Genomic DNA, 22,939 nt, shown 5'->3' on the forward strand with positions numbered 1-22,939 from the left:
GGCGGTGCGTGGGCTGAGGGCGTTGTGCTGGGGGTGGGCTCCGGTTTCCGGCCACTCCGCGTCAAGGGCCCCGGCCCCGCAGGGCCCGCCGCATAGGATCACCGGATGCCTTCTCGCAGCCCCCGCCCCGCCCTCTCCGCCGCGACCGCGCTCCTGGGGGGGGTCGCGGCGTCCGGCTGTACGTCCGACGGCCCCGGCAGCGACGGCGGCACCCCGGGCGCGCACGGCCTGCGCGACCCGCTCTTCCCCAAGCTGGGCAACGGCGGCTACGACGTCTCCCACTACGCCCTCGACCTGGACTACGACCCGGCCTCCCACCGCCTCAAGGGCACGGCGGAGATCACGGCGAGGGCGACGCAGAACCTGAGCGCGTTCAGCCTCGACCTCTCCAAGCTCCAGGTCGACAGCGCGACGGTGGAGGGCGAGAAGGCCGCCGCGAACCAGGCGGGCACGGAGCTGACGCTGCGGCCGAAGAGGGATCTGCACAAGGGGGAGACGTTCAAGACCGTGATCCGCTACTCCGGTGAGCCGCAGCGGATCATCAACTCCGACAGCGACCAGGAGGGGTGGCTCCGCTCCGAGGACGGCAAGGTGTCGGTCGCGGTGGGGCAGCCGACCGGCTCGATGGCGTGGTTCCCGGGCAACCACCACCCGTCCGACAAAGCGACGTACGACATCAGGGTCACCGTCCCGAAGGATCAAAAGGCCATCTCCAACGGCGAGTTGAGAACCCCGCCGCGCACGGTGGGCGAGCGCACCACCTACGACTGGCAGATGCGTGAGCCGATGGCGAGCTATCTGGCGATGCTGGCCGTGGGGAAGTTCAAGGTGTGGGAGAGCGAGGCTCCGGCGAAGCTGGCCGCGGACCAGGTGACGGCCGAACGTACCGTTCCGGTGTACGCGGCGGCCGAGGAGTCCGTGGATGCGGCGAGTGCTCAACTGCGCGCCCAGATCCCCGACTTGATGGACTGGTGCGTCACCAACTTCGGTCCTTACCCCTTCGGCTCCATCGGCTCGGTGGTCCTGCGCAACGCCGAGGACGTGGGCTACGCGCTGGAGAGCCAGGGCAAGCCGGTCTACGCGGGGGTCACGGGCGGGGGGAACTCGCTCGAATCCGCCCAGCTGCACGAGATCGCCCACCAGTGGTTCGGCAACTCGGTGACGCCGAAGAACTGGCGCGACATGTGGCTGAGCGAGGGCTTCGCCACGTACGCGGAGTGGATGTGGGAGGAGGACCAGGAGGGCAGCACGGCCCAGGAGTTCTTCGACGAGGCGTTCAAGGACGAGGACAACTGGGCCTTCCCGCCCGCCGGCCCGCCGGACGCGAGCCGGATCTCGGACGATCCCGTCTACCTGCGCGGCGCGATGGTCATCCACAAAATCCGACAGGCGGTGGGCGACGAGGCCTTCCTTGAAATCATTCAAGGCTGGGCCGCCACCCACCGCCACGGAAACGCTTCCACCGCCGACTTCACCGCTTACGTCGACGCACAGACGCAAGCGGATCTGTCGGAGATCTGGAAGGTCTGGCTGCACGGCGACGGGAAGCCGGCAACCCCCAACGGCTGAGTGCTACTTGACGTTGACCCCGGCCCAGGCCGCAGCCACGGCCTTCGCCTCGACGCTGTCCGCGCCGTGCAGGTCGGTGGCCGCCTTCAGGGTCGCCTCACGGGCGGCCTTGTAGTCGGTCGTCGACGTCATGTAGGTCGAGAGGGCCTTGTACCAGATCTTGTAGGCCTTCTGCTGGCCGATGCCGGTGACCTTCGAGCCGTCCTTGGTCGGCGAGTCGTACTTGACGCCGTTGATCTCCTTCGCGCCGCTGCCCTCGGCCAGCAGGTAGAAGAAGTGGTTGGCGATGCCGGAGGAGTAGTGGACGTCGACGTCGCCCGCCTTCTCGTCCCAGTAGTCGAGCGACTTGCCGTCCTTGCTGGGCTTGTCCATGTAGCGCAGCGGCGAGCCGTCGCCGTTGATGTCGATCTTCTCGCCGATGAGGTAGTCGCCGACGTCTTCCTTGTTCTTGGCGAAGAACTCCACGGCCGCGCCGAAGATGTCGGAGGTCGCCTCGTTGAGGCCGCCGGACTCGCCCTGGTACTCCAGGTTGGCGGTGGCCGCGGTGAGGCCGTGGCTCATCTCGTGCGCGGCGACGTCGATGGACGTCAGCGGGTGGGCGTCGCCCTCGCCGTCGCCGTACGTCATGCAGAAGCAGCTGTCGTCCCAGAAGGCGTTGACGTACGCCTTGCCGTAGTGGACGCGGGAGTAGGCGGCCTTGCCGTCACCGGCGATGCCGTTGCGGCCGAGCTCCGCCTTGTAGAAGTCCCAGGTCGCTGCGGCGCCGTAGGCGGCGTCGACGGCGGCGGTCTGCGGGTCGTCGGCCTTGCCGGTGCCCCACTTGTCGTCGGCGTCGTTGAAGAGCGTGCCGGTGCCGGACTGGGCGCCCTTCAGGTCGTACGTCTTGTGACCGCCGCGCTCACCGTCGGTCAGGTCGAAGCCGGCGCCGCCCTTGGTGCTGGTCAGCGGGACTTCGCCGCTGTACATGCCGGTACCGGTGCCGGTCTCGATCTCGTCGTACGAGTAGAGCTGCTTGCCGGTGGTGGCGTCGGTGACGGTGTGCAGCCTGCTGGGCGTGCCGTCCTTCTTGACGCTGCTCTTCACGGTCTCGAAGGCGAGGACGGGCTTGCCGCTGACGGCGAAGATGACCTTGCGGGCACCCGCGGCCGACTTGAGCTTCGGCGTCGTCGACGCGACGGCTATCTTCGCGTCGGTCGCCTTGTCGACGGACTTCACCTTGCCGGACTTGGCGACGTGGGTGACGAGGTCGCCGCCGAGGACGGGCAGACCGGCGTACGTACGCTCGTAACGGGTGTGGACCGTGCCGTCGGCGTCCTTGATGACGTCGCGCGCAACGAGCTTCTCGGAGCCGCCGAGACCCAGGCTTCTGGCGGCCGAAACCGCGTTGACCTGGGCGGACTTGATGGCGCCTGCACGCAGGGTGGCGGCGGAGGCCGTGGAGGCCTCCGCGCCCTGAGCCTTCTCGGGCGCGGCTGTCGCACTGCCGGCCTGGACTCCGACGACCACCATGGCGGCGGCTGCGGCGAGGGCAGCGGCACGCTTGGTGTTCTTCGACATACGGGCAGAGCTCTTGTGGGGGTTCATACGCTCTCCATCACTCGTTCCGTGGGGGGTAAGAGGTTGAGCGATGTGAGAGTGACACCAAAAGACAAGAGTTGACGCAGTGCCAACAATTGCCTCACAAGTTTTTGACCTTCTCTTGCCCGTCGGGCGTCCGATGAGCGTCTATTTGTGGTGGAGTCTGCCCGATATCCGGTCAACAGGTGTGTGGTGGAGCGGAGTTGTGGTTACCGGTGGTACGTGCACGGAAGCTGCGCCATGTGGATCTTCGGTGATCGGTGAGCGGTGTGCTCAGACGGTGTACTCGGCGTGCGGGACGCTGCGCTGCCAGACGGAGGCGAAGGCGGTGGCGCAGAGGGCTGCCACGGCGGGGTCGTCGGTAACCTCCGGCGCGGCCCAGCCCCCAGCCAGCGCACGTCCTCGCCCGCTGTGACGTGGACGGCCGTTCCGCCGTGCATGTAGCGGATGTACGCACTCACCGGCTCGGACACGATCCGTGCGCGCCGCACGGCCACCCCTCGGGCGACGGTGTGGCGGATCAGCTCCACCCACGGTGACCAGTACGCAGACACCTGCGCCGAGTCGAGCAGCTCTTCAAAGGTGGGTACTGCGTCGCTGTTCTGCGCCATCACACGCCTCCCCGATCAGGGGCACCAGATGCCCCGGCTCGTCCAGCCATACCCGCTCGCCCTCGCCGCTCACCGTCAGCCCGAACCGCTCAAAACCGGGACGGTCTTGACCGACCCACCAGCGCCACGCCGCCTCCAGCTCGTCCCACAACTGCCGAGCCCCCGACTGGACGACGCGAAACGACTCGCGCCCCATCTCGTAGTCCGCCGTCGCCCACGCAGTGACACCCGTGTCCATGAGCCACAGCCGGTACGCGCCGTCCCTGCCCGGCTCGACGCGGCAGAACAGGTCCGGGACCTGCACACCGATGGCGAACATGTGGATCCAGTCGCCCACTTCGTCCGGGGAGAGCGACGTCTCGGAAGCCACGCCGTGGCCCGGCCACTCGTCGTCGCCGTCCAGGAACGCCCGCGTCGGCGGGAGGGCCTTTCGCTGCGCACTCATCCGCATGAACGCCGAAGACCCGACGAACGGACCCGACGCCGAACCGTCCCCGGCCACGGTCAGCCGGGCCACGCCCTCGCCGCCGTACGTCGGCCCCCACGGGGTGACGATGATGCCGCCGGGCCGTGTCTGCTCCCGCCAGGCGCCGGGCACGCTGCCTACCGAGCAGGTGGCGATCACGCGGTCGTACGGGGCGCGGGGCACGTACCCCTCCGCCCCGTCGCCCACATGCACCGTCGGGCGCAGGCCCGCGAGGGCCAGCCGGTTGCGCGCGTCCTGGGCGGATTTGGGGTGCAGCTCGACGGAGACGACGTTCTCCCCGCCGAGCCGGTGGGCGAGCAGCGCGGCGTTCCAGCCCGTACCCGTGCCGATCTCCAACATCTTTGATCTGTCATCGACTTGGAGCGCAGCCAGCATCGAGAAGACCATCGTGGGCATTGAGTTGGAACTGGTCGGTGTCCGACCCCGGCCGGGTCCGGCGAACCCGCCGTCGTCCCACTGCGTCGTGATCGGGGCGTCCTGGTAAACCGCCTCCCACCACAGGTCGGGCCGCTCGTTCTGGACCACGCGATCGTCCTGCCGGTTCATCCCGGCCCGGCCCGGCCAGATCGTCGCAGGCACGAAGAGATGCCGTGGCACCGCCTCGAAGGCGGACAGCCACTCCTTCGTCAGCGCGCCAGACTCTACGAGCGCGGAGGCGAGCCGCGCGGGGCCCGCCTCCTGGAGCTCGGGGGTAGTCACTTGCCGTCCGCCGGGCGCTGGCCGTCGTTGGTGTTGCCGCCCTCGTCGGACCCGCCGCCGCCGTGCTTGTTGCCGCTGTTGCTGTCGTCCTGCTGGCTTCCGCCCTGACCGTTGCCGGTGCTGACGCTGTGTTCACCGCTCATGCTGATGCACCTCCGTGGCGGAGGGCCTGTGCGAGGCGGACCGCTTCGTCGGCGCGGAGCCTGCCGAGGTCGACCATCGGGTGACCGGACGTCGCGCCGGGCAGGTCGACCTGGAGCGAGGGGAGCGTGATCTGCGCGGCGGCGAGGGACTGGGCGAGGACGTCGACCGCGTGCTGAGCCTCATCGAGTGCGGTGCGGGCGATATTGCGTTGTGCTGCACGTGGGGTTGGCATGTCAACGACGCTAGGGATGACCGCAGTTGGACATCCACAAAGTTGCGGACAATTGCGCAGGTTCACCCGAGAGTGGCGATGGCTGCCGCGATGAGGTTCCGGGCCGGGGGTCCATAGACCGCCGATTGGGACAGCTCGGTGAATGCCCTTGCGTAGTCGGCGACTTCCCGGGGCTGCGTGACTTTGATCTCGGCAGTCAGAGTCTCGACCAGGACTTGCCGGTCGTCGTAGAGGTAGAACGCCTCAAGCGGCCAGATGGCGCACGGGGCCGAGGTGGGGATGATCCCGAGCGACACTGAGGGGAGCGGCATTACCGCGAGTAGGTGCTCCAACTGTTCGGCCATGGTCTCGGCATCGGCGATCCGGCGGGAGCGCAGCACCCACTCCTCGATCAGTACGGCAAAGCGATGGTTTCCCTCGCGCAGCAGACGGCCTCGTTCCAGCCGGGAGGCGACGGCCTCGGACACGTCGTCGGGGGTGCCCTGGAACCGTGTGATGGACTTCAGTAGGGCGGTCGCGTACGCCTCGGTCTGGAAGAATCCGGGCACGACGTTGGAGACGTAGGTCCGGCAGAGGCGTGCACTCGTGTTCCGTTCGAGGACTTCTTCTTGGACCTTGCGCATCCCGTGCCGGTGTACTCGTCGCCACTCGACGTACATGGACTCCACTGCGCGGGCGGAGGCGATCAGGTCCTGTACCTGGTCCTCAGCGCCGCACGCGGTACACCAAGCCCGGATGTCCGCTTCGGAAGGGGCGGCCCTGGCTGTCTGGATGCGAGTGGTCTTCGCCGGGTGCCACCCGCACCGGACAGACAGTTCCCGCCCGTTGAGTCCAGCGTCCTTGCGGATGTCCTGGAGCCGGTTGGCGAGGGCTTTGCGGGCGGCTTGGGCGCTGGACGACGGGGAGGGGCGTGTCATGTGTGGTGGCTGTTCCGTATCCGTGGGCCTAGACGGTGAACTCCTCGTGTGGGACTGCCCGTTCCCACACAGTCTCGAAGGCGGTGGTGCACAGCTTGACGACCGCAGGGTCCTCCGTGAACTGCTTGCCGCGTTCAGCCCAATCGCCCGCGCCGGTAAAGATGTTGAACTGGACCAACCGGTCGTCGAGGACCCAGAAGTCATTGCCGGGCAGCGCGAGGTCCGAGGCCTGGTGTCGAGGCAGCCACCGGACCAGTTCGCCGGCCTGGAGATTCAACGGCGTGATGGCGTGCTCGTAGCGGATGTAGTCCGTGACCGGTTCGGAGACTATGCGGGCTCGTCGCATCACCACGCCCCGTGAGATCGCGTCGGTCACCAGCGGTACCCAATGCGGCCAGAACGACAGGTTCGGGTCGGTGTTTGCCTTTCCGGTGCGCTTGAAGCGCTCGAAGTCTTCGGCCTCGTCGCCCACGCCGTAGACGTCGCGCATCTCCAGATGTACGGCGCTGTGACGAGTGTTGGCCAGTAGCTCAGCGAAGCTCTTCGGCACGTCGTTCTGCGGCATCGCACGCCCTCCTCAGGATCGGCACCATACGGGCCGGAATGCGAACCACCGTCTCATGTGCGGGTACGCCGAGCGCATGCCCGGGCACCCACTCCGTCTCACCGGCCAGTGCGTTCAACAACTCGTCGGCCGTCTCGCCCTGAACGACCAGATCCGCTGTTTCCTCCTCCACCCAGACCGTTGGCGATCCCTCGCCCCCGGTGTTGGGGTCAATGCCGATGAACCGTAGCTCCATGACGATCTCCCGTGCCTAGTGGATTGCGACTGGCTGCACGACCTTCACTCGCAGGTGAGGCACCGTCAAGAGCGCACGCTTGTGCGGTATTTGGGCAAGGAGGCACAAGTACGGCGCTTGAGACTCGGGGAGTCGATGGCCGACATTCTGGCGGGCGGGGAGGAAGTTTGTGCACTGCCCGCAGGCCGAGTGGGATGGGCCCATGACGCGCACCCTGTACCTGTTCTGCTCCGCCGCCCCGCCCGTCTGCGCCGCCGCCTATGCCCAGCATCCTCAGCTGGACCGGTCCATCGACGTACTCCGCTCGACCGGAGTCACAGTGCTGTACGGCGAAGACGGCTTCACCCCCAACCCGCCCAGCCAGGGACGCCCCGAGGGATACCCGTGGGAACTGGCACTGGACGCGGTGGAATCAGTCCTGCTCGGCGCTTGAGATTCGAGGGTTGATCGTCGAGACGCTTTTGCTAGGAATGGACGGTGGGACTTGTCCCCGCCACCCACCCTTTTCGCGGGGGCGCGACGCGCGTGAGGCGCCAACTCGCCCACGCCGTCCGTGAGATGACTTTTTGTGATCGTGGCGCGACCATGCGTGGCGAGCGTGTACCGTGCGTCACAACAGAACGACCCCCATGCGGTGCTAGGCACACCACACAGGGGTCTGACCACCGAGATCGATCCCCATGAAGGAAATCCCAATGGCTGTTGCGCAGCTTAGCCGTGCCCTGCACGCGCCCGCCCACCCGATGGCAAAGCCCGGGTACGGAAAGCGGTCGGCGACCGATCAACTCCCTTTCAACGGCGGCACCTTCGCACACCTGCCCAGGCGTGAAGCGGCCATCGCGCGGTACATCGACCTGCTCCCCGACGGGTCCGACATCAGCATCAAGGCGCTGGCCAGGGAGATCGAGGGGTTCGGGCAGATGGCGATCGGTTCCGCCCTGCGCCGCCTCTCCAGTACCGGGCACCTGCGGCGGTTCCGCGAGGAGGTGTGGATCGAGGGCGACGGCTTCCGGCACGTCACCCGGACCTACTTCTCCCGGACCGCCCGGCCCGAGCCCTGGTGGCGGGCCATGCTGGTGGGCGACGTACCCGAGAGCGGCAAGGAACAGCCGGCGGTGGACGAGCCCGGGGAGGCGGAACGGCGCGGTTACCGGGCCCTCGCCCGGATCGCCCGTACCGAGCCGCAGCTTCCGCTTTCCGCCGCCTCGTGCGAGGCGCTCGCTCCCCTCGCGGGGGAGTGGTTCAAGCGCGGCATGAGCGAGTCGCAGTTCGTGTGGGTCGTGACCTTCTGCCTGCCCACCCCCGTCCGGCATCCCTTCCGCTTCGTACAGCAGCGGCTGATCAATGAGATGCCGCCCGAACTTCCGGGTCCTGTGCAGGGGTTGATCACCATGGAGTGCACCGGGTGTGGTGTTCCGGGGACCGCTGACGCGCTGCCCGGTGGGCTCTGCGGGCCGTGCCGGAGTGTTCCGTACGAGCGGCCGGAGAGCGGACTGCCCGCCGACGTCGTTCGCGGCAAGGCCGACCGCATTCGGTACGAGATCCGCAAGCCGCGAGGGCCCCGGCCGCCGCGTTGAGCAGGTGCGGTGGCCGGGGCCCTCGGGTCGAGCGGTGCTCGTACCTCTAGGTCAGAGACGTCAGACGCTGACGCCGAAGTCCTGGGCGATGCCGGTCAGGCCCGAGGCGTAGCCCTGGCCGACCGCGCGGAACTTCCACTCCGCGCCGTTGCGGTACAGCTCGCCGAAGACCATCGCGGTCTCGGTGGCGGCGTCCTCGCTCAGGTCGTAGCGGGCGATCTCGGCGCCACCGGCCTGGTTGACGATGCGGATGTACGCGTTGCGCACCTGGCCGAAGTTCTGCGAGCGGGATTCCGCGTCGTAGATCGAGACCGGGAAGACAATCTTTTCGACGTCGGCGGGCAGGCCGGCCAGGTTGACGTTGATCTGCTCGTCGTCACCCTCGCCCTCACCGCTGCGGTTGTCACCGGTGTGGACGATGGTCTGGTCCGGCGTCGCCTTGTTGTTGAAGAAGACGAAGTGGCCGTCGGAGTAGACCTTGCCAGCGGGGTTCACCGCGATGGCGGACGCGTCGAGGTCGAACTCCGTGCCCGTGGTCGTCCGGACGTCCCAACCGAGGCCGACCGTGACGGCGGTCAGGCCCGGGGCCTCCTTGGAGAGCGAAACATTGCCACCCTTGCTGAGGCTAACTGCCATGGGATGTCCCTTTCATCGTGGTGTGCGGGCTTCGGTTACAAGTGCCGAAGCTACCGTCACCCCATCTAACGCGGCCAGGGTCCCAGGAAGTTCCAGGTTCGCGCGGTTCTCTTTACTTTCTTTGCCCAATCGGCAACCGAAGGCCGCCCGACGGCGAAAACGGTGTGACGGGGCGGGGGACGACCAGGGACTATGGACTCATGTCCGGGCCCTACATCATCCGTGGCTCCGTCTCCCTCCCGGAGGCCGAGCTCATGTGGCGTTTCTCCAGGTCGTCGGGTCCGGGTGGACAGCACGTCAACACCTCGGACACGCGGGTGGAGCTGCGCTTCGACCTCGCCAAGACCGATGCGCTGCCGGAGGTGTGGAAGGAACGCGCCCTGGAGCGACTCGCGGGGCGGCTGGTTGACGGCGTCGTGTCCGTCCACGCGTCCGAGCACCGGTCGCAGTGGCGCAATCGCGAGACGGCGGCCGTGCGGCTCGCCTCACTGCTCGCGGAGGCCAGCGCGCCGCCGCCCCGGCCGCGGCGGGCGACGAAGATCCCGCGCGGGATCAACGAGCGGCGGCTGCGCGAGAAGAAGCAGCGCAGTCAGACGAAGGGCGGGCGGACGGGCAAGGACTGGCACTGATCGCCGGGCGCGGGCGGGGCGATTCTGAATCCGCGGGTGCGTCGTGGCTGGTCGCGCCCACGCGGTGGAGCCGCACATTCAGGACATTCCCGCGCCCCTGCCTCGCGTCTTTGTGCGGCTCGGCCGGTGCTCAGCTCAGCTGGCGGTACTTGCCGCGGAAGTAGGTCAGGGGGCCGCCGTCCGTGCTGGGCAGGTCGACCGCCAGTACGCGGCCGATGACCAGCGTGTGGTCGCCCGCCTCGACCCGCTGTTCGGTGCGGCATTCGACGACCGCGAGGGCGCCGCCCACCAACGGTGCGCCCGACACCTCTCCCCGCGTCCACGCGATGTCCTCGAAGAGGAGACGGTCGCTGAGGCGGCCCTTCATCGCGAAGCGGCCCGCGATGTGCCGCTGGCTCTCGGACAGGAGGGAGACCGCCCACAGCGGCTGCTCCGCCAGGAGGTCGTCCATGCGGGAGCCGTTGCGCACGCTCACCATCACCAGCGGCGGTTCCAGCGACACCGACATGAAGGCCGTCGCCGTCATCCCCACGTCCTCGCCGCGCGGGCCGCCGTCCGCATCGTGGGCCGTCACCAGAGTCACTCCCGCCGTGAAACGGGCCATCGCGGCACGGAACTCGTCATCGCTCACCCCTTCAGGATGGGGGATCGCGGCAGGGCGGGGCTGCGGGAGGGTGCTTTGCGGGGTGGCTTCAGTCGTCTGGAACACATGATCAACGCTAGGCGGGACCATGCCTCCGGCGCATCGGGCATAGGGACCAGACGGGACCTAGGTCCCCTCGCCGCGACCTTCGTCACAAGCCTCCCCGCAACCCTCGTCACAAGGCTCCCCGCAGCCTTCGTCGCAAGGCTCCCCGTCACCCTCGCCCCGTCCTCCGTTCACCGCCCGTTTTCGGCCACTCAGGCCCATGAGCAGCACGGGAGCGCTCCCATATCAGAAACATCAACTTCCGGTACGTGCTTGTGACTTGAGTCACAGAAGGAAGTATTTGTTGACCCTGTGTACCGGGGGAGCAGCGCGCTGTGATTCAGTGGCGGTGGCAATCGGACGATGAGAAGCCTGGAGTTGCTGTCGTTGCTGTCGAGGTCTCGGGGAGCGGGTCATGGAGGCCGAGTCGGAGCCGTACGTCCGCCTTGCGACCCTGCGGCAGCTGCACCGGGCGGTCGCTGACCTCAACACCGCGCGCAGCCTGTCGGACACCGTGCAGGCCGTCGCCGACGGCATCGTCGCCGGCCTCGGGTACGAACTCGCCTGTGTGAATCTGGTCCGCCCCGACGGGGACCTCGTCGTCGCCGCCTTCGCGGGCAACACCGCCGCCGAAGCCCTCATCGCCGGCCGTGTCGGCTCGCGCGCCTCCTGGGACCGCCGCCTGTCCATGGGCGAGCGCTGGGGCGACCTCCACTTCATTCCGCACACCGAGGGCTGGGTGCTGATGGAGGACGACGTACCGCAGTGGCACACCGAGGGCCCGGAGCCGCGCTTCGCCGACGAGTGGCACCCGAGCGACCGGCTGTACGCGCCGATGTACGCGTCCGGCGGCGACGGCGAACTGATCGGCGTCATCTCGGTGGACCGGCCGCGCGGCGGGCGCCGCCCCGGCGCGTGGGGCCAGGAAGCGCTCACGATGTACGCGTCCCAGTCCTCCATCGCCCTCATCAACGCCCGCCTCCGCTCCAACATGCAGCGCGCCCTGGTCCGCCTGGAGCGCGAGCAGCAGGCCCTGCGCGCCAGCGAGGAGTCCTTCCGGCAGGCCTTCGAGTACGCACCGAGCGGCATGGCCATCGCGGAGATGGGCGGCGAACAGCACGGCCGGCTGTTGCGGACGAACGACGCGCTGTGCCGTCTGCTCGGCCGCCCCGCCTCCGCGATGCGCCGCTACTCCTTCGCCGACCTCGTCCACCACGAGGACGTGGGGATCCTGCTGCGTACGTCCGCGGAGGGCGGCCGGGCCGAGCTCCGCCTCCAGCGCCGCGACGGCAGCTTCGTCTGGGTCAACCTCCGCAACTCCGTCGTCGCCGACACCGCCGACGGCCCCCGCTTCCTCCTCACCCACGTCGAGGACATCGAGGAGCGCAAGCGCCACGAGCTCCACCTCGCGCACCGGGCGTCCCACGACGGCCTCACCGGCCTGCCCAACAGCGCCGAGCTGCGGGCCCGGCTGAGCTCCCGGCTCTGCCGCCGCCCGCACGCGGTGCGCGCGACGGCCGTGGAGGCGCTGGACGCCGCCTACGACGGGGCGTACGACGAAGGCGTGACGTACGACGAGGGCTTCTACGGGGATCCGATGGGCGAGGGTGACCCCGGCTTCTACGACCACCACGTGCACACGGTCGCGCCTCAAGAGGGCGTGGAGGACGACGGGACGAAGGGCCTCGCCGTTCTCTTCTGCGACCTCGACGGTTTCAAGTCCATCAACGACCGCTTCGGACATCAGGCCGGTGATGCGGTTCTGATCGAAGTCGCACGACGTCTGACCACTTGTGTCCGGGACGGCGACACTGTCGCACGGCTCGGCGGCGACGAGTTCGTGGTGCTCGCGGACGGCCTGGGCAGCGCGGACGCGGCGGACCTCGCGGTCCGGCTCCGTAACGCGATCATTCCTCCCATCCGCGTCGACGGCCGTGCGGTACGGGTCGGGGCCAGCTTCGGCATCGGCTGGGCGGAGTGCGGAATGACGGTCGACGAGGTCCTCCAGTCCGCCGACCAGCGCATGTACATCGAAAAGCGGTCCAGGTCGAAGGTGCACAGGCGGGCGGGCTAGTCCTGCCCTTATGCGTGCTGTGGTCAACGTCCCAGAGGGCCTTTGGCCGCACCGGACTGTGAACGATCCCGGTTTCCATAGGTCGTTGTAGGTCGTTTTGGGCAGGGTGGAGTGATGGGCGACGAGGAGTTGGTGTCGGTTTCGGTGGCGATGAGGTTGTTGGGTGTCTCCTCGCGGACGTTGCGGCGCTACACCCAGGAGGGCCTGCTGCCGGATCGCCGTTCGCCGGGTGGTCATCGGGTCTTCGTGGTCGCAGAGTTGCGGGCGCTGGGACGCCGACGGGGCTCGTGGTCGGGGCCCGGGGGACAGGTCGTTCTGTATGGGCGGGTGCCTTCGCACCAGCAGCAGGCTGAGGGAGGCCTGGAGCGCCAGGTGGACGGGCTGAGGGCGGCCGCAGGGGCGCGGCCACTGGCCGGGGTGTTCACGGATATCGCTTCGGGTCTCAGCGAGGGACGCCGAGGGCTGGACGGGGCGTTTGGCTGGCTCTGGCCAAGGAACAGAGGAACGGTAGGCTCGCCGGGTCGGCGACGCTGGCGAACATGGTGAGGAGTGACCAGGGATGACGGCCGGGAACAACGGCACGAGCACGCCCGAGGACGACGACCCGTTCGGCTACCTCTATGAGGACGGTCGCGCGGCGGGTGCTCAGCCGCCGAACTCGGGCGGCGGCTACGGCTACCCGGGCCCGACCTCGCAGCGCGGAGTCCCCAGGACGTCGTACAACCAGGTGCGAGCGGTCGGCGAGCGGCAGTACGGGCAGACGCAGGGCCAGGGACAGCAGTACGGCCAGCAGGCGCAGGCCACGCAGCCCTTCCCGCAGCAGCAGGGGCAGCAGCAGTACGGGCAGCCCAGCCCGCACTACGCGGCGCCCGAGACGCAGCCCGGCGGTGCACCGGGCCGGCCGGCTCCGCACCCCGGAGGTCAGGGCGGCGGTGGCCGCGGGCGCGGTCCCAATACGCGCGGTCTGCTGATCGGCGCGATCGCGGTGGTCGCGGCCGTCGTGGTCGGCATCAGTGCGGCGCTGTACTTCGGCAAGGGCGACGGGGAGAAGGACCAGGCGTCCGGCAAGGACGGCGCGACGGCCGGCCAGGGCCAGACCCAGCCGCCGAAGCCCACGGAGGAGCCGACGGACGGCGAGAAGCCGCCGGTCGAGCTGCCGAAGTCGGACGCGGGGCTGTTGCAGCTGTCGACGGGGCTGAGTGCGGTCAAGGACGTCCCGGGGGCGAAGTCGGAGTCCGGGACGTACGTGCCGCTGAGCCAGCCGGGGGCGTCGGCCACCTGGACCGTCAAGGTGCCGAAAGCGGGCCAGTACACGCTGTCCGCCGCGTACGGCATTCCGGGCAAGGACGCCAAGGCGGACCTGACGGTCAACGGAAAGCCGCACAGCACGGGCGTGAACATGAAGAACTACGGCAGCTCCCCGGCGGGCGACTGGGAGAAGGGGTGGCAGAACACCTACTCCTACGTGGCCCTCAAGGAGGGCGAGAACTCCCTGGTGATCTCGTGTCCTTCGGGCTGTGAGGCCAACCTCGCCGGAGTGTCGCTCTCCGAGGGCTGGAAGAAGCCGTCGAGCTAGTGGGCCGGTAGACCGGATGTGCGTGAAGGCCCCCGCCGGGCGGTTCCGGCGGGGGCCTTCACGTGTGCTGTCCGGGCCGGGCGTCAGCCGATCGTCGTCAGGAAGTGCGCCACCGTCGCGGACATCGCGTCGCGGCCGGGGGCGAGGTACTTGCGGGGGTCGACCGTGGAGGGGTTCGTGTCGAGGTAGGCGCGGACCGCGCCGGTGAAGGCCGTGTTGAGGGCCGTGCCGACGTTGATCTTGACCATGCCCGAGGCGACGGCGCGGCGGATCTCCTCGTCGGGGACGCCCGAGGAGCCGTGCAGGACCAGGGGGACCGGGACCGCCTCTTTGAGGTGGGCGATCAGGGTGTGGTCGAGGGTGGCGGTGCGCTCCGTCATGGCGTGCGAGGAGCCGACCGCGACGGCGAGGGCGTCCACGCCGGTGGCCGCGACGTAAGCGGCGGCCTCCTGGGGGTCGGTCCTTACACCCGGGGCGTGCGCGTCGAGGGGCGCCTCGCCGTCCTTGCCGCCGACCTTGCCGAGTTCGGCCTCGATCCAGATGCCGCGCTCGTGGCCCCAGCGGACGGCTTCGGCGGTCGCCTTGACGTTGTCGTCGTAGGAGAGCTTCGACGCGTCGAACATCGCCGAGCTGAAGCCTGCCTCGTGCGCGGCGTGCAGCAGGTCGACGGAGACGACGTGGTCGAGGTGGAGGGAGAGCGGGGCGGAGGAGGCGCGGGCGACGGCGGCGGCTGCGGCGGTGAGGGCGAGGAGGTTGCCGCCGTGGAACTTGACGGCGTTCTCGGAGATCTGGAGGACGGCGGGGGAGGTGGCCTGCTCGGCGCCGGTGGCGATGGCTTCGGCGTGTTCGAGGGTGATGACGTTGAAGGCGGCGAGGGCGTGGCTTCGGGAGGCGGCGGAAGCTACGAGTTCACCGGTGGTGACGAGTGGCATGTGAGGTCCCTGTTCTGCGGGTGCGGGTGCGGGTGCGAGTGGGGCGGCGGCGAGGGCGTGCGGTCGCGGAGGGCGGGGGCCGCAGTGGGGGCCGCCCCCTTGCCCACCCTTCCCCAAGCTCTTAAGGAGCAGGGGAGACCCCACTGCCCCCGGGGGGCGGCCCCGCTGCCCAAGGGGACGGCGGTAGCGGCCTGCCCAAGGAGGCTGGGGGCTCGGGGGCAGGCAGTTGGGGGCGCGGGGAACTGCGCGATCAGCCACGACGTGCCCGCACGAAGACTCACCGAGGTGTGGGGCCGCTGTCGTGCTGGGTGACCTTCACCTGCGGGAGCAGCGACTCGTACGTCGCCCGGTCGAATTCGCCCGCCGCCGGGGCGGCGACCGTCGCCGCCGACAGGGCCACCGCCCTGGCGAGGCGGTCCGGCCACGGGAGCCCCGTGACCAGGCCCGCGAGGAGGCCCGCGACCGCCGAGTCGCCCGCACCCGTGGGGTTTCCCCGTACGAGGGCGGGGGGTGTGGCCTGCCAGACGCCCGCGTCCGTCGTGGCGAGGATGCCGTCCGGGCCGAGGGAGGCGACGACCGCGTGTGCGCCCTTGCGGCGCGCATCGGCCGACGCCGTCGGAGCGTTCCGGGAGCCGGTCAGCTGGAAGAGTTCGTCGGCGTTGGGCTTGACCAGGTCGGGGCGGGCGGCGATGCCCCGCCGGAGGGGTTCGCCGCTGGTGTCCAGGAGGACGGGGACCCCGGCCGTGCGGGCGTGGCGGACCAGGTCCGCGTACGCGCCCACGTGGATGCCCGGCGGGAGGCTTCCGCAGAGGGCCACCGCCTGCGCGCCGCCGAGGAGTTCCTCGTACGAGCGGAGGAAGGTCTCCCACTCGGCCGGGGTGACGGTCGGGCCCGGTTCGTTGAGCTGGGTCGTGTCGCCGGTCGACTCGTCGACGATCGCGAGTGTGCGGCGGGTGTTCCCGGTGATGGGGACGAGCGCGTCGACGGGGGACTCGGCGGCGAGGAGTGTGCGCAGGACCTCGCCCGTCGCGCCGCCCGCGAAGCCGGTGACGACCGTCTCGTGGCCGAGGGCGGCCAGTACGCGCGCCACGTTGAGGCCCTTGCCGCCGGGGCGCTCCGCGACGCCGGTGACGCGGTGCGAGGCGTGCGGGACGAGCCGGGGGACGTGGTGGGTCAGGTCGAGTGCGGTGTTCAGCGTGACGGTGAGGATCGTGGTCATGATCCGCATCCACCCCCGTAGCGTTGCCTGCGATATTCGGTACTCAGTGCCTTGGAAAGCGCTTTCTGGCTTGTCTGCCAGGGGGATCATGCCAAAAGAAGAGTGGCTGGCCCAGGGGGCCGGGCCAGCCACTTCAAAACAATTGGGCAGGGAATCAACCCAGTTGGGGTGCAATCACCCATTCGCCCTTGCGCATGACGCCGACGACCGCGAAGTCCGCGTCCAGGACGACGAGGTCGGCGTCCTTGCCCGGTTCGAGGGAGCCGACGCGGTCGTCGACGCCCAGGAGGCGGGCAGGGTTGGCCGAAAGGGACCGTACGGCGTCCTCCACGGAGAGGCCGTCGAGGGTGACCGAGCGGCGGAAGGCCGTGTCGAGCGTGAGGGTCGAGCCCGCGATCGAACCGCCCTCGACGAGGCGGGCGACGCTGTCCTTCACGTCGACGGCGAGCGGGCCGAGCTGGTACCGGCCGTCGCCGAAGCCAGCCGCGTCCATCGCGTCCGTGATCATCGCGACGCGCGCCGGGCCCGCGTGGTGGTAGGCGAACCGGAAGGAGGCCGGGTGCAGGTGCGTACCGTCGTTGATCAGCTCGACGGTGACGCGCTCGTCTTCGAGGAGCGCGACGATCGGGCCCGGGGTGCGGTGGCCGATGGCGGGCATCGCGTTGTAGAGGTGGGTCGCGACGGTGGCGCCCGCGTCGATGGCCTCGACGGTCTGTTCGTACGTGGCGTCGGTGTGGCCGATGGCGGCGATCACGCCGTTCTCGGCGAGCAGACGTACGGAGTCGATGCCTCCGGTCATCTCGGTGGCCAGCGTGAACATCTTCGCCGTGCCGTGCGCCGCGTCCATCAGCTTGCGCACGTCCGCCGGGTCCGGGTCGCGCAGCAGGCCCTCGCTGTGCGCGCCCTTGCGGCACGGGGAGATGAACGGGCCCTCGAAGTGGATTCCGGCCAGATCGCCCTGCTGGACGAGCTCGGCGAGGAGGGCGGCGCGGGACGCCAGGACGTCCATCTCCTCGGTGACCGTGGAGGCGACCATGGTGGTCGTGCCGTGCTCGCGGTGCGTGCGGACGGCGTGCAGGACCTCGTCCGTGGTGCCGGAGGTGAAGGACGCGCCGCCGCCGCCGTGCACGTGCATGTCGACGAAGCCGGGGACGATCCAGTGGCCGGTCAGGTCGAGGGCGGGGGTGTCGGCGTTGCTCTCGGGGCCGGTCCCGTCGGGGAGCGCTCCCGCGATCGACGTACCGTCGACGATGACCCGGCCGCCCTCGACGGTCCCGGTGGGGAGCACCACCTTGGCGCCGGACAGGACCTGGACCTTGTTGCTGGCCATCAGTCGGTTACCTCCGTGGGGGTGGTGGCGGGGTTGCCGTGAGCATCGGTGCCTTCGTGCGTGGCGAGCAGGTCCCAGGCGAGGAGGCCGGCGCCCAGGCAGCCGGCCGTGTCGCCGAGGGCCGCCGGCACGATCGTCGGCAGCGTCTGGAACGTGGCGCGTCGGGCGACCGCCGCACGCAGCGGTACGAACAAGGTTTCCCCGGCCTCGGCAAGACCGCCACCCACGATGAGGGTGCGGGGGTCGAGGAGGGTGATCGCGGTGACCAGGCCGTCGGCGAGCGCGTCGATCGCCGCGTGCCAGACGGCGAGGGCCTTGGGGTCACCGCTCTCGACGGCCTTCGCGCAGTCGGCGGCGTCGGCGGCGGGATCGCCGCTCGCCCGGGCCCAGGCGAGGGAGACCGCGGAGGCGGATGCGTACCGCTCCAGGCAGCCGTGCTGGCCGCAGCCGCACTCGACGCCGCCGGGGCGTACGACGATGTGGCCGATCTCGCCCGCCCAGCCGTGCGCACCGGATTCGATGGCGCCGGCGATGCCGATGGCGCCGGCGATACCGGTCCCCAGGGGTACGAAGAGGAAGCGGTCGGCGCCCCGGCCCGCGCCGACGCGGCCCTCGGCGAGGCCGCCGGTGCGGACGTCGTGGCCCAGCGCGACGGGGATACCGCCGAGCCTCTCGCCGAGGAGGGCGCCCAGCGGGACGTCGCGCCAGCCGAGGTTGGCGGCGTAGACGGCGATGCCGTTGGCCACGTCGACGTTGCCGGGTACGACCACTCCGGCGGCGGAGGCGCTCTCGCCGAACTGCGTCTCGCCGTGGGCGTGGAGGTCTTCGGCGAACGCGAGGATCGACTCGACGACTGCTTCGGGGCCGCGGTCCCTGCCGGTCGGGCGGCGGGCCTCGTGGAGGAGGGTGCCGTCGGTCCCGACCAGGGCGGCCTTCATTCCGGTGCCGCCCACATCGAGGGCGATGACGTGTTTCACGGGGTCAGTGTCGCCCGTCGACCCCGGACAGGTCTAGTCCACTGGGACGCTGGCCGCGGTGCGTGGGGTGTGGGGCGGCGGCGAGCGCGTGCGGTCGCGGAGGGGGCGCGCTCCGCGTGGGGGCCGCCCCCTTGCCCGCCCGTTCCGCCCCCGGGGGCGGCCACGACGCCCAAGGGGGCGGGGGCTGGGGGCAGGTTTTTAGGGGCGCGGGGAACTGCGCTGCCGGCCACGACGCGCCCGCGCGGAACAGAAATCCGCCCGGACGGGCAATCCCGGGGCCCGGGCGGAGCCCGGGAAACGGTGGGTTGGCCGGGCGAGGTGGCGGCCCCGCAGCGCGCGCCGGGCCGCCACCCCCCCGTACCCCTAGCCCAGAATCACGCTGCGCGACAGATTCCGCGGGTGGTCCGGGTCGTAGCCCTTCGACTCCGCGAGGACGACCGCCAGCCGCTGGGCGCGGATCAGGTCCGCCATCGGGTCGGCGGTGGCGTGCGCGACCACCGTCCCGCCGACGCCGGTGACGTCGCCCGCCAGGCCCTCGGGCAGCGTGCCGAACATCCAGGCCACCCGGTTCGGTCCGGTGATCGAGATGGGACCGTGGCGGTACTCCATCGCGGGGTAGGACTCCGTCCACGCCCCCGCCGCCTCGCGCATCTTCAGGCCCGCCTCCTGGGCGAGCCCGTACGTCCAGCCGCGGCCCAGGAACGTCCACTGCTCGGCCGACGTGACCGCCTCGGGGAGGGGTTCCGTGAGGGCGAGTTCGGCGTCGACGGCGGCAGCCGTGACCGTCTTCACCCCGGCCGGGAGCGTTCCCGTGCGCTCAAGGCCGGCGCGCAGGAAGGCGAGGGCGGTCGTCGCGAAGCGGGTCTGGACGACCGACTCCTCGTCGGCCCAGTCGAGGACGGCGATCGTGTCGGCCGCGTCCATGATCGGGGTCTTGGGGTCGCCGGTGAGGGCGAGGGTGGGGACCTTGCCGCGGACCTCGCCGAGGAGGGTCAGGACCTCGCTCGTCGTGCCCGAGCGCGTGATTGCCACCACACGGTCGTACGACCGCCCCGCCGGGAATTCGGAGGAGGCGAACGCGTCCGTCTCGCCCTGCCCCGACGCCTCGCGCAGCGCCGCGTACGCCATCGCCATGAACCACGACGTGCCGCAGCCGGTGACCGCGACGCGCTCACCAGGCAGGGGAAGGCCTTCGAAGTCGGCCGCGTACTCGACGGCGCGCCGCCAGCAGGTCGGCTGGGTGGCTATCTCAACTGCGGTGCGGGACATGCGCGACGGCTCCTCGGGAACGTGGATGACCATGAAGACCTTGTCGAAGCTCTGCTTAGCAGGCCGTACGTGATTTGCGGAAGGTGTTGCGGAAGAGATACCCAAGTGGTGTAGACCTCGCGGTCACGCATGGGGGAAAATCGATACTCATCGCATTTTCTCGCAACTCATGCGGACAAGGGTGTTGATGGAACGCGGTCGGCTTCACGAGAGCGCCGTACACATCAACGCAAAACGTCACTAAAACGGGCAACAAAGGGTGGAACGGGCTGTGCAGCGGCGCTTCTTGGGTCTGACCGCGGCGATAGCCGCACTCGGTATGACAGCGACCGTCGCGGGCTGCGGCACGCTCGGCATCGGCGGCTCCGACGAGGTGACCCTGAAGTTCGTCGCCGCCGACTACAACCTCGACGGCGGCGACGGCACCAAGCAGTACTGGAACAAGCTCGCCCGCGCCTTCGAGGCGAAGAACCCCGGCATCAAGGTCGACGTCTCGATCCACTCGTGGGAGGACGTGGACCGCAAGGTCTCCGAGATGGTCGAGGCCGGCGAGGACCCGGACATCGCCCAGATCGGCGCGTACGCCGACTACGCGGCGGCCGGCAAGCTGTACGCCGTCGACGACCTGGTCTCCATCCCGACCCACGCCAACTTCCTCGAATCGCTCGCCCGCGCGGGCGAGGTGAACCGCATGCAGTACGGCATGCCGTTCGTCGGCAGCACCCGGCTGATGTTCTACAACAAGACCCTCTTCGAGAAGGCCGGCATCACCTCCGCCCCGAAGACCTGGGCCGAACTCGCCGCCGACGCGAAGGCGCTCAAGGCGGACGGCGTGAAGTACCCGTTCGCGCTGCCGCTCGGCCCGGAGGAGGCGCAGGCGGAGACCATGAACTGGATGCTGTCCGCCGGCTCCGGCTACACCGATGAGACCGGTACGTACACGATCAATTCGGCCAGCAACATCGGCGCCTTCGAATTCCTCAAGAACGACCTGGTCAAGCCCGGCCTGACCGGCCCCGTCGCCCCCGGCAAGCTCAACCGCAAGGCCGCCTTCGAAGCCTTCGCGAAGGGCGAGGTCGGCATGGTCAACGGCCACCCGTCGCTGATGAAGCAGGCGGAGAAGAACGGCGTCGAGTACGAGATGGTGCCGCTGCCGTCCGAGACCGGCAAGGTCCAGCCCGCGATGGGCGTCGCCGACTGGATGATGGGCTTCCGGAAGAGCGGTCACCGCAAGGAGATCGGCAAGTTCCTCGACTTCGCGTACAACGACGAGAACGTGACGACCTTCGCCGAGGAGTTCGACCTGCTGCCGCCGACCGTCACCGCGACCGACAAGATGGCCGCCGACGGCAAGCACGCGAAGGTCCGCAAGTTCCTTGCGGTGCTGCCGAATTCGCAGCTGTACCCGGTCGCCAAGACGTCGTGGGCGACGGTCAGCGAGAACATCAAGAAGGAGATCGGCAAGACGGTCGAGGACCCGAACACGCCGGGCGGCGTGCTGGGGGCGCTGTCGCGGGAAGCGGCGACGACGGACAGCGCGCAATAGGCTGGGGCGTATGGATGTGCCGTACGAGGACGAGGACGAGGTCGAGGTCGAGGAGTCGGGTGCAGGTCCTGGCCCCGGCCTAGCGTCGGTCCTCTCCGAGCGGGAACTGGCCGTCCTCGCCGTGGAGCGGCAGGGATGGGCGGGGCCCGGCGCGAAGGAGCGGGCGATCCGGGAGCAGCTCGGGATCTCTCCCACGCGCTACTACCAGCTGCTGAACGCGCTCCTGGACGACGAGCGGGCACTCGTCCACGACCCGGTGACGGTCAACCGGCTGCGGCGGGTGAGGGAAGGGATGCGGGGGCGGAGGTAAGGGAGTGCCCCTGCTGCCGGCCGCTCGGCGCAGGGCGGCGGGTGGTCGTCGTGCGGGTGCGTCGTGGCTGGTCGCGCAGTTCCCCGCGTCCCTGAAGGGGCGGCCCCGACCGCTGTCCCCGGTATGGTCGGAGCCATGGACACTCTTCCCGAACCGTCCACCTCCGCCGGTCGCGATGCCCTCTCCGCGATCCTCTCCGCGCCTCAACGCGCCCTCGTCGCCCTCGACTTCGACGGCACGCTCGCCGACATCGTCGCGGACCCCGAGCAGGCCCGGGCGCACCGGGGCGTGGTCCCCGCCCTCGCCGCGCTCGCGCCGCTCGTCGCGTCCGTGGCCATCGTCACCGGCCGGCCGGCCGGGGTCGCCGTGCGGTACGGGGGCTTCGCCAGGGTCCCCGGCCTGGAGCACCTCACCGTCCTCGGCCATTACGGCGCCGAGCGCTGGGACGCCCGTACCGGCACCGTCCGCGCCCCCGCTCCGCACCCCGGCATCGCCGCCGTCCGCGCCGAGCTGCCCGGAGTGCTCGACGCGCACGGCGCGTGGCACGGCACCTGGGTGGAGGAGAAGGGGCAGGCCCTCGCCGTCCACACCCGCCGCGCCAGCGACCCCGAGGCCGCCTTCGAGGCACTGCGCGCACCCCTCGCCGAGCTCGCCGCCCGGCACGCCCTGATCCTCGAACCGGGGCGCCTGGTACTGGAGTTGAGGCCGCCGGGCATGGACAAGGGCGTTGCCCTGGCCGAGTACGCGCGCGAGGTCGAGGCGGCCTCGGTCCTCTACGCGGGCGACGACCTCGGCGACCTCCCCGCCTACGCCGCCGTCCAGAAACTCCGCTCCGAAGGACTTCCCGGGCTGCTGGTGTGCAGTGGCACGGCGATTCCCGAACTCGCCGAGCAGGCGGACGTGTTGCTGCCGGGACCCGCCGAGGTGACCGCCTTCCTGGCGTCCCTCGCGCGGCGCCTCTCCCGGGCGCAGTGAGGAATCGATTTCCCACCGCACCCGAAACCCCGTACTGTCAGGTTTACCGACGCGGGGTGGAGCAGCTCGGTAGCTCGCTGGGCTCATAACCCAGAGGTCGCAGGTTCAAATCCTGTCCCCGCTACTGTGCAGGATCCGAAGGCCCGGGACTCGCGAGAGTCCCG

24 protein-coding genes, 1 tRNA gene and 1 pseudogene are annotated in these 22,939 nt (G+C 69.9%); 11 read left to right on the plus strand and 15 right to left on the minus strand.

Annotated features, from left to right (window positions below; all coding sequences use genetic code 11):
• Positions 1-105 precede the first annotated feature (105 nt).
• Positions 106-1,569: a M1 family metallopeptidase gene (locus ACWGIG_RS11865; protein WP_453321405.1), complete on the plus strand. Its 1,464-nt coding sequence runs from the start codon at positions 106-108 to the stop codon at positions 1,567-1,569.
• A gap of 3 nt (positions 1,570-1,572) precedes the next feature.
• Here the strand turns inward: ACWGIG_RS11865 and ACWGIG_RS11870 are convergent, their stop codons facing one another.
• From ACWGIG_RS11870 to ACWGIG_RS11905, 8 genes and pseudogenes are all read right to left on the minus strand, one after another.
• Positions 1,573-3,153: a M4 family metallopeptidase gene (locus ACWGIG_RS11870; protein WP_453321406.1), complete on the minus strand. Its 1,581-nt coding sequence runs from the start codon at positions 3,151-3,153 to the stop codon at positions 1,573-1,575.
• A gap of 267 nt (positions 3,154-3,420) precedes the next feature.
• Positions 3,421-3,758, minus strand: a pseudogene (locus ACWGIG_RS11875) (DUF6879 family protein).
• Positions 3,724-4,944, minus strand: coding sequence for a methyltransferase domain-containing protein (locus ACWGIG_RS11880; RefSeq protein WP_453321407.1), 1,221 nt, complete (start codon positions 4,942-4,944; stop codon positions 3,724-3,726). The pseudogene ACWGIG_RS11875 and the gene ACWGIG_RS11880 overlap by 35 nt, the downstream one beginning before the upstream one ends.
• A complete protein-coding gene (locus ACWGIG_RS11885) occupies positions 4,941-5,087 on the minus strand; it encodes a hypothetical protein (protein WP_453321408.1) in 147 nt (48 codons plus the stop codon). The genes ACWGIG_RS11880 and ACWGIG_RS11885 overlap by 4 nt, the downstream gene beginning before the upstream one ends.
• A complete protein-coding gene (locus tag ACWGIG_RS11890; protein WP_453321409.1) occupies positions 5,084-5,320 on the minus strand; it encodes a hypothetical protein in 237 nt (78 codons plus the stop codon). Before ACWGIG_RS11890 ends, ACWGIG_RS11885 begins: the two co-directional genes overlap by 4 nt.
• A 62-nt stretch (positions 5,321-5,382) precedes the next feature.
• A complete protein-coding gene (locus tag ACWGIG_RS11895; protein ID WP_453321410.1) occupies positions 5,383-6,237 on the minus strand; it encodes a helix-turn-helix domain-containing protein in 855 nt (284 codons plus the stop codon).
• A gap of 28 nt (positions 6,238-6,265) precedes the next feature.
• On the minus strand, positions 6,266-6,802 hold the full coding sequence (locus ACWGIG_RS11900; protein ID WP_453321411.1) for a DUF6879 family protein: 537 nt from the start codon (positions 6,800-6,802) through the stop codon (positions 6,266-6,268).
• Positions 6,768-7,037, minus strand: a complete 270-nt coding sequence (locus ACWGIG_RS11905) for a hypothetical protein (RefSeq protein ID WP_453321412.1) — start codon at positions 7,035-7,037, stop codon at positions 6,768-6,770. Before ACWGIG_RS11905 ends, ACWGIG_RS11900 begins: the two co-directional genes overlap by 35 nt.
• A 202-nt stretch (positions 7,038-7,239) precedes the next feature.
• On the opposite strand from ACWGIG_RS11905, the gene ACWGIG_RS11910 reads away from it, so the two are divergent.
• Positions 7,240-7,470: a hypothetical protein gene (locus ACWGIG_RS11910; RefSeq protein WP_453321413.1), complete on the plus strand. Its 231-nt coding sequence runs from the start codon at positions 7,240-7,242 to the stop codon at positions 7,468-7,470.
• A gap of 262 nt (positions 7,471-7,732) precedes the next feature.
• Complete coding sequence (locus ACWGIG_RS11915; protein WP_453321414.1) at positions 7,733-8,614, plus strand: hypothetical protein; 882 nt, start codon at positions 7,733-7,735, stop codon at positions 8,612-8,614.
• Positions 8,615-8,674: 60 nt separating this feature from the next.
• Here ACWGIG_RS11915 and ACWGIG_RS11920 read toward each other — a convergent pair whose 3' ends face one another.
• The gene (locus ACWGIG_RS11920) at positions 8,675-9,250 is read right to left on the minus strand and encodes a TerD family protein (protein WP_453321415.1); all 576 of its coding nucleotides are present in this window, start codon (positions 9,248-9,250) and stop codon (positions 8,675-8,677) included.
• A gap of 200 nt (positions 9,251-9,450) precedes the next feature.
• Here ACWGIG_RS11920 and arfB point away from each other — a divergent pair, with 200 nt between their 5' ends.
• Positions 9,451-9,879, plus strand: a complete 429-nt coding sequence (gene arfB, locus ACWGIG_RS11925) for an alternative ribosome rescue aminoacyl-tRNA hydrolase ArfB (RefSeq protein WP_453321416.1) — start codon at positions 9,451-9,453, stop codon at positions 9,877-9,879.
• Between the two features lie 130 nt (positions 9,880-10,009).
• On the opposite strand, the gene ACWGIG_RS11930 is transcribed toward arfB, so the two are convergent.
• On the minus strand, positions 10,010-10,612 hold the full coding sequence (locus tag ACWGIG_RS11930; RefSeq protein ID WP_453321417.1) for a flavin reductase family protein: 603 nt from the start codon (positions 10,610-10,612) through the stop codon (positions 10,010-10,012).
• A 370-nt stretch (positions 10,613-10,982) separates the two neighbouring features.
• On the opposite strand from ACWGIG_RS11930, the gene cdgB reads away from it, so the two are divergent.
• The 3 genes from cdgB (at position 10,983) to ACWGIG_RS11945 (ending at position 14,217) form a co-directional block, all read left to right on the plus strand.
• Entirely contained in the window at positions 10,983-12,641 is a 1,659-nt protein-coding gene (gene cdgB, locus ACWGIG_RS11935) for a diguanylate cyclase CdgB (RefSeq protein ID WP_453321418.1), read from the plus strand.
• Positions 12,642-12,755: 114 nt separating this feature from the next.
• A complete protein-coding gene (locus ACWGIG_RS11940) occupies positions 12,756-13,187 on the plus strand; it encodes an IS607 family transposase (protein ID WP_453321419.1) in 432 nt (143 codons plus the stop codon).
• Between the two features lie 13 nt (positions 13,188-13,200).
• Positions 13,201-14,217, plus strand: a complete 1,017-nt coding sequence (locus ACWGIG_RS11945) for a carbohydrate-binding protein (protein ID WP_453321420.1) — start codon at positions 13,201-13,203, stop codon at positions 14,215-14,217.
• Positions 14,218-14,300: 83 nt separating this feature from the next.
• Here the strand turns inward: ACWGIG_RS11945 and ACWGIG_RS11950 are convergent, their stop codons facing one another.
• From ACWGIG_RS11950 to ACWGIG_RS11970, 5 genes are all read right to left on the minus strand, one after another.
• A complete protein-coding gene (locus tag ACWGIG_RS11950; RefSeq protein WP_453321421.1) occupies positions 14,301-15,149 on the minus strand; it encodes a class II fructose-bisphosphate aldolase in 849 nt (282 codons plus the stop codon).
• A 277-nt stretch (positions 15,150-15,426) separates the two neighbouring features.
• Entirely contained in the window at positions 15,427-16,368 is a 942-nt protein-coding gene (locus ACWGIG_RS11955; protein ID WP_453321422.1) for a 1-phosphofructokinase family hexose kinase, read from the minus strand.
• 154 nt (positions 16,369-16,522) lie between these two features.
• Entirely contained in the window at positions 16,523-17,698 is a 1,176-nt protein-coding gene (nagA, locus tag ACWGIG_RS11960; protein ID WP_453321423.1) for an N-acetylglucosamine-6-phosphate deacetylase, read from the minus strand.
• The gene (locus ACWGIG_RS11965) at positions 17,698-18,675 is read right to left on the minus strand and encodes an ROK family protein (RefSeq protein WP_453321424.1); all 978 of its coding nucleotides are present in this window, start codon (positions 18,673-18,675) and stop codon (positions 17,698-17,700) included. The genes nagA and ACWGIG_RS11965 overlap by 1 nt, the downstream gene beginning before the upstream one ends.
• 363 nt (positions 18,676-19,038) lie before the next feature.
• Positions 19,039-19,944 carry an SIS domain-containing protein gene (locus ACWGIG_RS11970; RefSeq protein WP_453321425.1) on the minus strand — a complete coding sequence of 302 codons (906 nt, stop codon included), beginning with the start codon at positions 19,942-19,944 and terminating at the stop codon, positions 19,039-19,041.
• Between the two features lie 259 nt (positions 19,945-20,203).
• On the opposite strand from ACWGIG_RS11970, the gene ACWGIG_RS11975 reads away from it, so the two are divergent.
• From ACWGIG_RS11975 to ACWGIG_RS11990, 4 genes are all read left to right on the plus strand, one after another.
• Positions 20,204-21,490 (plus strand): ABC transporter substrate-binding protein, encoded by a 1,287-nt coding sequence (locus tag ACWGIG_RS11975; RefSeq protein ID WP_453321426.1) that lies wholly within the window; start codon positions 20,204-20,206, stop codon positions 21,488-21,490.
• A 10-nt stretch (positions 21,491-21,500) separates the two neighbouring features.
• On the plus strand, positions 21,501-21,800 hold the full coding sequence (locus tag ACWGIG_RS11980) for a DUF3263 domain-containing protein (RefSeq protein ID WP_453321427.1): 300 nt from the start codon (positions 21,501-21,503) through the stop codon (positions 21,798-21,800).
• A gap of 135 nt (positions 21,801-21,935) precedes the next feature.
• A complete protein-coding gene (gene otsB / locus ACWGIG_RS11985; RefSeq protein WP_453321428.1) occupies positions 21,936-22,775 on the plus strand; it encodes a trehalose-phosphatase in 840 nt (279 codons plus the stop codon).
• Positions 22,776-22,825: 50 nt separating this feature from the next.
• Positions 22,826-22,899, plus strand: a tRNA-Met gene (locus ACWGIG_RS11990).
• Positions 22,900-22,939 lie beyond the last annotated feature (40 nt).

It is taken from the genome of Streptomyces sp. NPDC054863, from assembly GCF_053610825.1.